We start from the raw sequence: 13,170 nt of genomic DNA on the forward strand, positions 1-13,170 counted from the left end.
TTGCGAAATGCTTACGGCGGTTCTTCAGCACGGCCTCGTATCCAAGGGTATCGCCTGGTCCCGTCGAGACCCGTTGCGATCGTTCCTTATCAGGGTCCTAGTCTGCCCTCGCGCGCCGGAATCGAAAGGGGCGCCGTAAGGCGCCCCTGCCGGTTACAATTTTGTTCGGGATGAAATGCCAGCCCCGGCGTTGCCAAGTTTTCCCGGCACATTCGGTTCCGGCTATAACGAATGTGAATCGATGTTCTAATTTTCTTTTTTTGGTCCTATGGTCTCTCCGGAAGGCGCCATGAGAGGCATGCTGGAACATCTCGCGCCACTGCGCGAGCAGATAGTGAAGTGCGAGCAGTCGAGGAGCAAAGTCCACCGCCAAGCGGTCTTTGAGAGGATCGCCGCTCATCACAGGGTCGCCGCAGCCGAACTGGACCACGCCATCTCCCTGGGTGAGAAAGAGTAAGTAAGGCCCCACGTCAGTTGGCAGGGTTGTGAAGGTCGCGCCGTAAAAACCCGCATGACTGTGCGAAAGCGAACAGAGCTGAGTGCCGCATTTTCCTAGGCTGCGGTTGCTTGGCCTTCCCCAAGGTCAGCACCCAGCGGCCCCGGCCTTACCCCAAAAGCCCCCCACCACAAGCCGGGGCCGCATCGGGCGCAGAACCTCATTGGCTCAGGCGTTCAACTCTTCATCCAGGCGAACGCGTCACGTCCATTCGCCGCGCAATTCGCGCTGCCGCTCCGCCCTGCGGCGTGATCCGCACTTCCCCGGGGATGCGCCAGTCGCTCCATTCAGTCGACATTCAGCGCGGAACACTTATGACCTCCTTCAGTTGCAGGGCGGCCCGCAACGTTGTTCGTGAGGGTTGAAGTGAATCGAAGCGATCCATCCTATATCGTTATCGGCGCGACGATCGTGATCGTGCTGACGACCTGGTACGGCTGGATTGCGAAAGCGGCTGCGGGCTGAACCCGCCGACCCAGCTCGGTGGTCGACGTTGACAGGAACTTTTTCTTTGCCGAACTCCGCCAGACGAGCGTCGCATCTTTCAAACCAAAGAAAACGCGGCGCTCCGAGGGGCGCCGCGCAAGACCGTTAGTCGTTACGTAGGCTCAGTAGCCGCAGGACGCGCAGCCCGTCTGCACCGGCGCGTAGTAGGAATAACCAGGCGAGACCCTCTCGATGCGCTGGCGCGTGGCGTATTGCGGCGGGATGCGCTCGTACTGGACGCCGGGCGGCGCCACCATCACGGTCTGCGGCACCATTACGGTGCGGTACTGGGCCGGCGTGCGATGCGCGACGACCGAGCCCGGCGAGACCATCACGGTCTCGTCGACGGTGCGGTATTGCGGCGCGACGTATTGCTGCTGATAGCAGGTCTGGCACGGCGGCGGTGCGTAGCAATTGTAACAACCGGCCGAGGCCGCGCCCGTCATCGAAATCGCGGCGACGGCTGTTGAGAAAATGACAGCGAGAGTACGAGACATTGCGGTGGCGCCCCAGTTGCCCAAAACGGATTTGCGAAGGTCGCGCGCAGTATACGCCGCAAAATCCAGGGCTGCCGAAGTTCGTCGGGGCATCCTTAATGCGAACGGCCGGCTTTCGCCGGCCGTTGAGAACTTGTTGACCATGCACGCGCCGCGCAAGGCGGTGCAGCGCTCAGTTCGAGCGACGCTTCACTTCGCGCACCGCGCCGCGCGCGGCGCTGGTGGTGAGCGCGGCATACGCCTGCAGCGCGGTTGAGACGTTGCGCTTGCGTGCGGCAGGCTGCCAGGCGGCATCGCCCTTCGCCTCTTCCGCCGCTCGGCGGCTTGCGAGCTCCTCGTCGGAGATCTCGAGGTTGATGCTGCGGTTCGGGATGTCGATCGCGATGCGGTCGCCGGTGCGCACCAGAGCGATGTTGCCGCCTTCGGCCGCTTCCGGCGACAGATGGCCGATCGACAGGCCGGACGAGCCGCCGGAGAAACGACCGTCGGTGACGAGCGCGCAGGCTTTGCCCAGGCCCATCGATTTCAGATAGCTGGTCGGATACAGCATCTCCTGCATGCCGGGACCGCCGCGGGGGCCTTCATAGATGATGACGACGACTTCGCCGGCGAGAACCTTGCCGCCCAGGATGCCTTCGACGGCCGCGTCCTGGCTTTCGAACACGCGCGCGGGGCCGGAGAATTTCAGGATCGAAGAGTCGACACCGGCGGTTTTCACGATGCAACCGTCCTGCGCGAGGTTGCCATAGAGCACGGCAAGGCCGCCATCCTTGCTGAAGGCGTGCGCGAGGTCGCGCACGGCGCCCTTCTCGCGGTCGGTATCGAGCTCGTCGTAGCGGCGCTCCTGGCTGAAGGCGACCTGGGTCGGGATGCCGCCGGGCGAGGCGCGGTAGAAGGTGCGCACCGTCTCGCTCTTGCTCCGCTTGATGTCCCAGCGCTCCAGCGCCTCTTTCATGGTCGGCGCATGCACGGTCGAAACCGAGGTGTCAATCAGGCCGGCGCGGTCGAGCTCGCCGAGAATGCCCAGGATGCCGCCGGCGCGATGCACGTCCTCGACATGCACGTCGGCGACCGACGGGGCGACCTTGCAGAGCACGGGCACGCGGCGCGACAGACGGTCGATATCCTGCATGGTGAAGGCAACCTGCCCTTCATGCGCGGCCGCGAGCAGATGCAGAACGGTGTTGGTGGAGCCACCCATCGCGATGTCCAGCGTCATCGCGTTCTCGAACGCCTTGAAGCTTGCGATATTGCGCGGCAGCACGGAGGCGTCGTCCTGCTCGTAATAGCGGCGGACGAGATCGACGATGGTGTGGCCGGCCTCGACGAACAGGCGCTTGCGGTCAGCATGGGTCGCAACGACAGTACCGTTGCCGGGCAGCGAAAGACCCAGCGCCTCGGTCAGGCAGTTCATGGAGTTGGCGGTGAACATACCCGAGCAGGAGCCGCAGGTCGGGCACGCCGAGCGCTCGATCACCTTGACGTCCTCGTCGCTGACCTTGGAGTCGGCCGCCGCGACCATGGCATCGATCAGGTCGACGGCCTTCGTCTTGCCCTGCAGCTTGACTTTGCCGGCCTCCATCGGGCCGCCCGATACGAACACGGCTGGGATATTGAGCCGCAGCGCTGCCATCAGCATGCCGGGCGTGATCTTGTCGCAGTTCGAGATGCAGACGAGGCCGTCGGCGCAATGCGCATTGGCCATGTACTCGACGCTGTCGGCGATCAGCTCCCGCGACGGCAGGCTGTAGAGCATGCCGTCGTGGCCCATGGCGATGCCGTCATCGACCGCGATGGTGTTGAACTCTTTCGCCACGCCGCCGGCCTGCTCGATCTCGCGGGCGACGAGCTGACCGAGGTCCTTCAGGTGGACGTGGCCGGGCACGAACTGAGTGAAGGAGTTGACCACTGCGATGATCGGCTTGCCGAAATCGCCGTCCTTCATGCCCGTCGCGCGCCAGAGGCCGCGCGCGCCCGCCATGTTGCGGCCGTGGGTGGTGGTGCGGGAGCGATAGGCTGGCATGGCGGTTTCCGTCCTCGGGTGTGACAGGCCGGGCGGAAAAAATGGAAGCCGCCTCAGGCCTTTCCGGCCGGATAGCGCACGGGCCGGGCCGACGCAACGGGAACTTGGGCATGACAGGGCTCCCCTGCTCGCGGCGCGGGCATATCGTGCGCACGGATTCCTCGTGGGCCCTTGCGGAGCGTCGCGCGCGCAGACGCACGCATGCGCGCTTCGATCAAGCACGATTCAGTCCGTAGTGATCCGGAATGGAATCCTAACCATCCTTCGCGTACATCGCACGGCATCGATCGGCGGCCACTTCCACGGGCATCACCCTCTGATCGCGCAACATGGGGTTGGGGGACCACATGGGGCGGGGGATTGAAGGCTGGGGCAAGGTGACGAGGTCCGGACTCCTAGGCACTCCGGACCTCGAAACTTTTATGATTGAACACAATTTCGCGCCGCCGGCACCATGAGCCGCGCGGCGCGAAGTCGTTTCAGCACCTCTTCCGCAGGCCTAGCGCGTTTGCGGCTCGAGCGTCACGGTGCAGTCGCCCTGCCCTTGCGTTGCAACCACGATATCGCCGGCCGCTGCACCGAGCGGGATCGGGGCGGATGAGCCGCCGCCGGGCAGCTGAACCGTTACGCTCAGCGAATCCGTGCGTGCGCTCGAGCCCACCGTCGACGGTTCGACTTCGGTCACGTTGCCCGAAGCGTCACGCCGCATGATCCGGCAATTCACATTGCTGCCGCCGGCTGCGGCCATGCTCGAGGATGCGCCGCCGCTCATCTGCGCGCGGGCCCGTGACGGATCGCGCGGCACCTCGCTGACGATGCGATGCGTCCGCGGCTCCACGATGACCACGTCGTCATCCGTCGCGAAATACTCGTAGTCGCGATATTCGGGCTCGATCGAGACGATCTCGGGCGGCAGTCGATAGAGACGCACGCGCGGGGGTATCGTCTCGCCGACCCGGATCGAGATGTTCAGGTTGCGCTCCGGCTCGGCCAGATGCTCGCGGCTCAATCGTTCCGAGATTTGCACCTGCTTCTCCGACGTCACCCGGGCCTGCTGATTGACCTGCGTGTTGGTCTGGGTGGTCTGGTTGGCTTGATTGGTTTGCGTGGCCGTCGTGGGCGGTGCGCTCTGCGCGTTGTTGGTCGGGGCCGTCCGGCTGGTGTCGGTTGCGGTAGCCGGCCGGTTGCCTTGCTGCGCGGGCTGCTGCTCCGCAGCGTTCCGCGGCGGCTGGCTCTGGTTGCGCTCGTTCTGGTTGGCCGCCGCTCCCGTGCGCTCATTCTGCTGGCCAGCGGGACCGCTCTTGGATTTCTCGGACTCGGCCGTCGACTTCTGCGGTGCAGACTTGTCCTGCTTCGTCTCGGCGCGGTTCTTGTCGGCGTCATGGCCCTGTTTCGCGCTCTCGGCCTCCCGATTGCGATCCTTCGAGGGCTCGCGGGATTCCTGTGCCTGCTCTTTCGCATTCGGCGCGTTGCGTTCGGCGGCATTGGCCGGCTGACGCTTGTCCTCGTTGGCCTCATGCTTGGCGGCGCCCTTCTCTTCGCGACCCGCACCCTGCAGTTTCTCCTGGGCGCCCTGCGCGCGTTCTTGAACGCGCTCTTGCGTCCGCTCTTGGCCGCGTTCTTGGGCGCGCTCTTGCCCGCGCTCCTGGACACGCTCCTGGGCCGCACCGCCACGCTGCGGCGCCGCGCCTTTTGCCGGTTCCTCGGTCCGTTTCGGCTCGTCCTTCCGCTCTGGCGACTGGGCATAGGCGAGCCCGGATGTGAGCATAAGTCCGATGGCCGCGGTCGATAACATCAAGTGCTTGGGCATGGTCCCTCTCCTCGACAATTCGCAATGACAAACGCGAACGTTCTGTCAGAGCGAATGTTCCTGAGCGGGAACGCCGTTATTGCCCATGAAGATCAGGCCGCGCTTACATCGCATCCTTGAGCGTCAGCTTTGCCGTGAAGGTCACGCTGGTCTTGCCGACCAGCGCCATGCCGTTCACCTCGGCACCACCTGCTGAGTAGTCGCCTGAGAAGCCGCACGTGACCTCCCTGCCGCCAAAGGCCAGCGTCTTGCCGACAGCTTCGGTATGCTGATTGACGATCATGTCGCCGCGCCACTTGCCGTTCCGGAAGGTGTAGCTGCCGGTGTAGTAGAAATAGCTGTCGCCGCCCATGATGCGCCCGTCGCAGAGCACGACCACGCCGCGCGCCTGGCCGCGCTTGCCGTCACGCATTTCGATCTCGAAGATATAGAGGCCGTTGACGACCCCGGTCTCTTCGCCTGCTTCCGACCCGCCCCCGCCGGACATCAGATCATCTCCCGATAATCTCGATCGCCCACATCGATCAGCCCGGCACGTTGCGCTCGAGGTCCTCGAGCCAGGCCGCCGCACTCGAATCCGACGGCGCACGCCAGTCGCCGCGCGGCGACAATGAGCCGCCAGCGGAGACCTTCGGTCCGTTCGGCATCGCCGACCGCTTGAACTGGCTGAAGGCGAAGAACCGACGCAAGAACACCTCCAGCCAGCGGCGGATCTCCGCCAGATCATATGCCTTGCGCTTGTCGGCCGGAAACGCCGGTGGCCACTCGCCGCTGGCGATGTCCTTCCAGGCGTGCAGCGCCATGAAGGCGACCTTGGACGGCCTTAAGCCGAAGCGCAGCGTGTAGAACAGATTGAAGTCCTGCAGCTCATAGGGCCCGACCGAGGCCTCCGTGCTCTGCGGCTTCTCGCCCGGCTTGGCCGGAACCAGCTCCGGCGAGATTTCGGCCGACAGGATCGAAGCCAGCGTTCCGTTCACATCGCCGCTGAATTGCTTTGAGGCGATCACCCAGCGGATCAGGTGCTGGATCAACGTCTTTGGCACGCCCGCGTTGACATTGTAGTGCGCCATCTGGTCGCCGACACCATAGGTGCACCAGCCGAGCGCGAGCTCGGAAAGATCGCCGGTGCCGATGACGATGCCGCCATGATGATTGGCGAGACGGAAGAGATAGTCGGTGCGCAGGCCCGCCTGCACGTTCTCGAAGGTGACATCGTAGACCTTCTCGCCCGTGCCGAAGGGATGGCCGATATCCTTCAGCATCTGCGTCGCGGTGGTGCGGATGTCGAGCTCCTGCCCGGTCGTCTTGAGCGCCTTCATCAGCGCCAATGCGTTGGTTTTGCTCTCGCTGCCGGTGGCGAAGCCCGGCATGGTGTAGGCGAGGATGTTTTCGCGCGGCAGGCCGAGCAGGTCGACGGCCTTTGCGGCAACGATCAGCGCGTGGGTGGAATCGAGACCGCCGGAAACGCCAATCACGACACGCTTGGTGCCGGTCGCGCGCATGCGCTGCACGAGGCCGGCGACCTGGATGTTGTAGGCTTCGTAGCAATCCTGCTCCAGCAGGCTTTCATCGCTCGGCACGAATGGAAAGCGCTCGATCTTGCGCAGGAAGCCGATGTCGGCGGCCGGCGGCTTCAGCGCGAAGCTGATCTTGCGGAAATTGCCTTCGCGCTGCCGGCGGTTGTCGTCGAACGTGCCCATCAGGGCGCGCTCCTGCCGGAGGAGGTCGAGATCGACGTCGGCATAGGTGACCTGACCGCCCTGGCGGAACCGCTCGCCCTCGGCGAGCAGCACGCCGTTCTCATAGATCGAGGTCTGGCCGTCCCAGGCGAGATCGGTCGTGGATTCGCCTGCGCCGGCAGCGGAATAGACATAGGCCGCAAGGCAGCGTGCCGAGGTCGATTGGCACAGCAGCGCACGCGAGCGCGCCCGGCCGATCGTGATCGGACTGCCCGACAGGTTGATCAGCACAGTGGCGCCGGCGAGCGCGAGCTCCGAGGCCGGTGTCACCGGGATCCACATGTCCTCGCAGATCTCGACGCCGATGGTCAGGCCCGGCACGTCCTCGGCCGCAAACAGCAGGTCGGTCCCGAACGGAGCGCGATGCTTGCCGATGGCGATGGCTTCACCTGCGATGCCGGCACCGGAGGCGAAATGGCGTCCTTCGTAGAATTCACGATACGTCGGCAGATAGCTCTTGGGCACGACGCCAAGCACGTTGCCGCGATGGATGACGACGGCACAGTTGTAGATCCTGACGCCGAAGCGCAGCGGCGCACCGACGATCAGGACGGTCATGAGTGCTGCGGAGGCCTCGGTGATCGTGGCAAGGCCGCGCTCGACCGCGTCGAGCAGCGGGTCCTGCTTCACCAGATCCTCGATCGCGTAGCCGGACAGGCACAGCTCCGGAAACACGGCAACCGCCACGGCCTGGTCATGGCAGGCGCCCGCCGCGGCCAGGACGGCCTTCGCATTGGCTGTGGGATCGGCCACATGAGACGTGGTGACGCAGGCCGCGACGCGCGCAAATCCGTGGGCGTAGATCGAATGGAAGCTCATCGAGCAGAGGACCCTTAAATTTTGTCGGAGCGGCCGCCGCCGGCTCCGGACTCTATTTAGCCCATCACCATGGCCACGTGCAGGCCATGGGCGATCATGCATAACGGATTTGCAGCTTCGCCGGTCCTTTCGATCTCAGGCGCTTCGTGCCAGCACGCTGGAGAGGTCGTCCAGCAGCCATTCGGCGATCCGGGGCCATGCGTGGGCGTGGGTCCTCGCACCCATGAACAGGCCGAGATGGTTGCTGGGCTCGGAGGCTGCGGCAACGAAAGCCGGTGGCGTGCCGACGAGGCTGGCGGTCGCAAGCGCCTGCGTAGCCGGCACGACATCGTCGTCGAGCCCGGCCAGCAGGAAAATCGGCGCCTTGACGTCCTTCAGATCGATGCCGCGGCCGAGCGCCGTGAAATTGCCGGAGGCGATGCGGTTCTCCCGGAAGATCCAGTTGACGATCTGGAGATAATAGGTGCCCGGCAAATTGAGCGTCTCGGCGTTCCAACGATCGAAGCGCGCGAGCAGCGCTGCGCCCTCCTCGTCCGACAGGTCTCTCTGCAGTGCCACGGCGATGTCGTCGCGGTCGGGCGACTTCGACCAGACATGCAGCATCTCTTCGCCGCTGACATTGCCGCCGCCGCGTGCGACGAGCTGATCGTAGAGCATTTCGGGCGCGCTGCGGGCAAGTTGCGACAGCCGGGACTCGACCGAGAGATCCACCGGCGCTCCGACCAGGACCAGCCGCCGCACCTTGGCCGGAAAACGCGCTGCATAAAGCAGTGACAGCCAACCACCCTGGCACAGACCGACCAGATCGACGGGAGCGCCGATCTCGTCGACGGCGACGTTGAGGTCGCCAAGATAGCTATCGATCGAGAGATGGCGCATCTCGGGCGAAGCCGAGCGCCAGTCGGTGAGATAGATCCGACCGATGCCGCCATGTTGCAGCGACTGAACCACGCTGTGGCCGGGCGCAAAATCGGCGATCTGGGCCCGATGCAGCGCATAGGGCGCGCAGACCAGCGCCGGATGGCCGGATCGCGTCCGTGAGCAATCGCGCAGACGCATGGTGGCAAGCTCCAGTGCCACGCTGGCGGGCGTGGTCCAGGAAAGCTCGCTCTCGGCCTGCTCCAGCGGACTGCGCTCCAGCCACCACAGGCAGGCGTCCATCGCGAGCCGTGCCGCGGCAAATGGCCACAACATGGGGTCCTCAGGGACATGCCCCGCTTCGCGTGGCCGTGGCTGTTTTCCGGTCTTCTCCGCAACCATTATCGCGTGATCCTCACAAGAATGCCTCCAGGCTGACGACGGAAATGCCGCGCTCCCTGAAGCTGCGATGGGTCGCCGCGACCGAGCCGTCGAGGTCTATGCCGCGGCAGGCGTCCTCGATCACGGCAACCTCGAAACCCGCCTTGCGCGCGTCCTCCGCGGAAAAGCGGACGCAAAAATCGAGCGCGAGGCCGGCGACGAAAACGGTTTTCAGCTCGCGTTCGCGCAAATAGCCAAGCAGGCCGGTCGGCGTCGTTTTGTCGTTCTCGAACAGAGCCGAGTAGGAGTCGATGCTGCGACGGAAGCCCTTGCGCACCAAAAGGCTCGCCCGCCTGACGTCCAGATCCCGGTGGAATTCGGCCCCGGCCGTGCCCTGGACGCAATGGGTCGGCCAGAGCACCTGAGTGCCGTAGTCGAGCTCGATGGTCTGGAACGGCTGCTTGCCCGCGTGGTTCGCCGCGAACGAGACGTGGTCGCCCGGATGCCAGTCCTGCGTCAGCACCACATTGGCGAATTTTTGGGCGATCCGGTTGATCGCGGGGACGACCTTCTCGCCGCCGGGAACGGCAAGCGCTCCGCCCGTGCAAAAATCGTTCTGCACATCGATCACCAGCAGCACGTCGCGGTCGGATATCTTCATCGCAGATCCCATGTATCCGCCCGGCGCAACCAAGGCCGGCCGTTCGCGACAGTGTCGATCTTCCGGCACGAGTTCGCAACACTCGGCATCCCGGCCGCCCGATCCTCCTGGATGCAACACTTTGGGTCCATCCGTGTTGACTAGCAGCACCCGAGGGCGGATTCTCGGATCCCCGTGCCATGTGCGTCGGGACGAACGAGTGGAGGAGGAAGGTTCCCGCAGCCTGCAAGGCAACGGCAGCCAAATGGACATGAGTATCGGCAAGACAGGAAATATTCTTCTCGCCGATATCGGCGGCACCAATGCGCGCTTTGCCCTGAGCAATGGCGAGCAGATCGGGACTATTGACTATGTGAAGGTCGCCGATCATCCCACGGTCCGCGAGGCCATCGCCGACGTGCTCCGGCGTGCCAACAGCGAGAAGCCGATCAGGGCCGTCCTGGCCGTCGCCGGACCCGTCACCAACAATCGCTGTGTCATGACCAACAGCCCATGGGTCATCGACGGCAACGAACTCCAGCCGGCGCTCGGCTTCGACAGCGTCCACGTGCTCAATGATTTCGAGGTGGTGGCCTGGTCCCTGCCCGCCCTGCAACCGGCGGATCTGATCCCGCTCGGCGGCCAAGACGGCATGCCCGGAGAACCGCTGCTCGTGGTCGGGCCGGGGACGGGTTTTGGCGTCTCGTGTCTGGTCGAGCGCCATGGCTCCCGGCTCGCCGTCGTCACGGAGGCAGGTCACGCCACCCTTCCGGCGGAGAACGAACGCGAGGAGCGCGTCATCGCCTCGATGCGCCGGCGCTTCGGCCATGTCTCGATCGAGCGCGGCGCCCTCTCCGGCTCCGGGCTGCAATCTCTCTACGAAGCGCTCGCCGAGGTCGATGAAGCCCAGGTGCCGCAACGCGATGCGGCCGGCATCACCAAAGCGGCGCTGGAGGGGACTTGCGAGGTCAGCCGTGCGACGCTGGAGATGTTTTGCGCCATTCTCGGCTCCGTTGCCGGCAATCTCGCGGTGACCTTCGGCGCCAGAGGCGGTGCCTACATCGCCGGCGGGATCGTGCCGCGCTTCCCGGAATTCCTCGCCGCCTCCGCATTCCGCGCGCGGTTCGAGGCCAAGGGACGCTTCCAGGATTATTTGCGCAACATTCCGACACGTCTCGTCGTCAAGCCCGACGCGAGCTTTGTCGGCCTGAAGATGTTTGCTGACCACATTGCGGATTGAGGGGCTTCCGCTCCCTCGCATCACCCGGCGAGCGAATTCACAGCTGATCGCAGCCAATTTGTGGTTCCATGCATCATCGTGCTTGCCCGCTTGTCTGCAATGGGAAACAATCCACGCGTGTGTGTGGCGTAGGTATGGGGGCGTGACATGCGTAAGCAGGACGTGGGTTTCGATTATCACCGCTATCACCGGCTGCTGAGCGAAGCGGACGATGACGACAAGCGCATGGCGCTGATCGAGCTGTTGATCGAGGAAAGAGCCCGGGATCGGTTGGCTGCCCAGCATGCCTCGGACCGCGCCGCGATGACCGCGCACACCATCGCGACGGTGCTGAAAGGCGGCCGCAACTAACACTTGTAGAATCTCGCGCCCGGCGCGGCCAGTCGGCAATCGATTGCGTTTCCGTTAAGGATCCCTGGCAATCCCGTGTCAAACTTTTTGCACTAAGAGTTTCCCTCACCTGAGGCAATTCAGGATCAACACAAAGGGGGGAATGAACATGAGCATGATTTCGCTCGCCGAAATGCCGGCTGCCGTCCAGACCGAGTCGGGCGACTATTCTTTCAAGGCCATTGTCATCTTCTGCAGCATGGGGCTTCTCGCCTCCGTCAGCCTGATGGCGCACGGAATCGATCTCAGTGCCGGATTGATGTAAGACGCGGACCGATCTTTCGCCCTACATGACCGCCCTTTTTTCGGGCGGTCATTTTCGTTGCTGTCAGTGCGGCACCTTGGCGGCCGCATCGGGAAACAGCGAGTCGATCATCGCCTTGAGCTGGTCGAGCGCGATCGGCTTGCGCAGGATCGGCCGGCGGCGGAGCAAGGACGGCAGCAATTCCGGCCCGTAACCGGTCGCGAACAGGAACGGCTTGCCGCGGCGCTCGATCAAATCGGCGACGGGATCGACGTAAACACCCATCAGATTGATGTCGAGGATCGCGAAATCGTACTGCGCGGTCATCGCGAAGGCGCTCGCATCGCGCACATTGTCCGCTTCCGCGACGACGTGGTGGCCAAGCTCCTCCACCATGTCGGCGATCATCATCCGGATCAACGCCTCGTCTTCGACCAGGAAAACGGAGAGTCCGTCCGCCATTTCAACCTCGCAGCCACCCCGCGAAGCTAAGCATACCCGATTGCAGAAAGCATTCACGAATTCGTGGCAGGCGCCGTTAATTTCAGCGCGCCTAATCCGATCCAACTTGATCAATCCAGGCCGCGCTCGTGGCTGAGGCGTACCATCTCCTGGATGAACACCTCCTTCTGCTTGTCATCGAGGCTCGAGTACAACGGTTCGGCGGCATCGGCGACGTTGCGCTGGTCGGCGGCGCGATCGATCAGGAACTGCGCCTCGTTGCGCATCTGCTCGATAATGTCATCCGGCGGATCGCGCTTGGCCCGCGCAATGCGCAGGTTCAGTCGCTCCGCGCCATTGTGCCCGAGGTAGTGCATGGCGCTGGAGAAGCCGAACCAGTGCTTCTCCTGATCGGGCGTGAGATTGAGCTCGGTCTTGATCCGTTCGATATAGGAATCGCTGTTGGCGACAATCTGCTCGGCGGTCAGCTGTGGCGCGCCGGTCTGGGTCAGGACCGTGACGTCCTTATTACTATCCTTGTTGTCCTGGGGGGCATTCTTGGCTTCCTTGGTCGCCTTGGCACCCTTGCCGGCTTTCGCGCTCTTGGCATCCTTGTCCTTGGCGCCGGGCTGCTTGGAGTCCTTGGATGCGTCCTTGCTCGCATCCTTGGCAGCCGGCGCCTGATTGCCGCTGTTGTTGTTAACGCCGAGCACGCCGGTGAAGACGCCGACTACGCCGCCAATGGCGCCGCCGAGGACGCCACCGACGGGACCTGCCGCCTTGTTACCGGCTGCGGCCCCATCCTGGACGCCCTTGACCAAACCTTGTGCGTTCGCAACGGCAGCTGCGCCAACCAGCAACGTCAGGACGGAACCGAGCGCGAGCCATCGTCGCAGGCCAAGCCGCGCAGGCGTCGCCGGGGTGATCATCTGGGTCTCCATCTCAATGCCTATTTCCTAACGGCAGGCCTCCTGCCGGTCGCAACTCTACTGTTTTCGCCGCGCGGCGGTCTAGGCGCGGACCATCGCAGTCCCCGTTTGACAGACCAATGGCGCGACGCGTTTGCAGGCTCATTCGGAACTGCGGCGTAATTGCGCACCGATCCT

12 protein-coding genes are annotated in these 13,170 nt (G+C 64.2%); 3 read left to right on the top strand and 9 right to left on the bottom strand.

What is annotated here, in order from left to right; translation table 11 throughout:
- Positions 1–1,104 precede the first annotated feature (1,104 nt).
- From BM374_RS38435 to pncA, 7 genes are all read right to left on the bottom strand, one after another.
- Positions 1,105–1,428 (bottom strand): hypothetical protein, encoded by a 324-nt coding sequence (locus BM374_RS38435; protein ID WP_177248219.1) that lies wholly within the window; start codon positions 1,426–1,428, stop codon positions 1,105–1,107.
- 223 nt (positions 1,429–1,651) lie between these two features.
- Positions 1,652–3,502: a dihydroxy-acid dehydratase gene (ilvD, locus tag BM374_RS06760; RefSeq protein WP_092290349.1), complete on the bottom strand. Its 1,851-nt coding sequence runs from the start codon at positions 3,500–3,502 to the stop codon at positions 1,652–1,654.
- 499 nt (positions 3,503–4,001) lie between these two features.
- On the bottom strand, positions 4,002–5,312 hold the full coding sequence (locus BM374_RS06765) for a DUF1236 domain-containing protein (protein ID WP_092290351.1): 1,311 nt from the start codon (positions 5,310–5,312) through the stop codon (positions 4,002–4,004).
- Between the two features lie 103 nt (positions 5,313–5,415).
- Positions 5,416–5,799: a GrlR family regulatory protein gene (locus BM374_RS06770; RefSeq protein WP_092290353.1), complete on the bottom strand. Its 384-nt coding sequence runs from the start codon at positions 5,797–5,799 to the stop codon at positions 5,416–5,418.
- A 37-nt stretch (positions 5,800–5,836) separates the two neighbouring features.
- Positions 5,837–7,870 carry an NAD(+) synthase gene (locus BM374_RS06775; protein WP_092290355.1) on the bottom strand — a complete coding sequence of 678 codons (2,034 nt, stop codon included), beginning with the start codon at positions 7,868–7,870 and terminating at the stop codon, positions 5,837–5,839.
- A gap of 135 nt (positions 7,871–8,005) precedes the next feature.
- A complete protein-coding gene (locus BM374_RS06780) occupies positions 8,006–9,130 on the bottom strand; it encodes an alpha/beta fold hydrolase (RefSeq protein WP_092290357.1) in 1,125 nt (374 codons plus the stop codon).
- Positions 9,131–9,143: 13 nt separating this feature from the next.
- On the bottom strand, positions 9,144–9,782 hold the full coding sequence (gene pncA / locus BM374_RS06785) for a bifunctional nicotinamidase/pyrazinamidase (protein ID WP_092290359.1): 639 nt from the start codon (positions 9,780–9,782) through the stop codon (positions 9,144–9,146).
- A gap of 238 nt (positions 9,783–10,020) precedes the next feature.
- Between pncA and glk the strand changes: the two genes are divergently transcribed.
- The 3 genes from glk to BM374_RS38440 all read left to right on the top strand — a co-directional run bounded on the left by glk (position 10,021) and on the right by BM374_RS38440 (position 11,644).
- A complete protein-coding gene (glk, locus tag BM374_RS06790; protein WP_092291805.1) occupies positions 10,021–10,989 on the top strand; it encodes a glucokinase in 969 nt (322 codons plus the stop codon).
- A gap of 147 nt (positions 10,990–11,136) precedes the next feature.
- On the top strand, positions 11,137–11,340 hold the full coding sequence (locus tag BM374_RS06795; protein WP_092290361.1) for a hypothetical protein: 204 nt from the start codon (positions 11,137–11,139) through the stop codon (positions 11,338–11,340).
- Positions 11,341–11,488: 148 nt separating this feature from the next.
- A complete protein-coding gene (locus BM374_RS38440) occupies positions 11,489–11,644 on the top strand; it encodes a hypothetical protein (protein WP_177248156.1) in 156 nt (51 codons plus the stop codon).
- Between the two features lie 63 nt (positions 11,645–11,707).
- Here the strand turns inward: BM374_RS38440 and BM374_RS06800 are convergent, their stop codons facing one another.
- Together BM374_RS06800 and BM374_RS06805 are read right to left on the bottom strand one after the other, a co-directional pair.
- Positions 11,708–12,085 (bottom strand): response regulator, encoded by a 378-nt coding sequence (locus BM374_RS06800; protein WP_092290363.1) that lies wholly within the window; start codon positions 12,083–12,085, stop codon positions 11,708–11,710.
- A 110-nt stretch (positions 12,086–12,195) separates the two neighbouring features.
- Positions 12,196–12,993: a Spy/CpxP family protein refolding chaperone gene (locus BM374_RS06805; protein WP_092291807.1), complete on the bottom strand. Its 798-nt coding sequence runs from the start codon at positions 12,991–12,993 to the stop codon at positions 12,196–12,198.
- Positions 12,994–13,170 lie beyond the last annotated feature (177 nt).

This window comes from Bradyrhizobium sp. Ghvi (genome assembly GCF_900115265.1).
Lineage (GTDB): Bacteria > Pseudomonadota > Alphaproteobacteria > Rhizobiales > Xanthobacteraceae > Bradyrhizobium.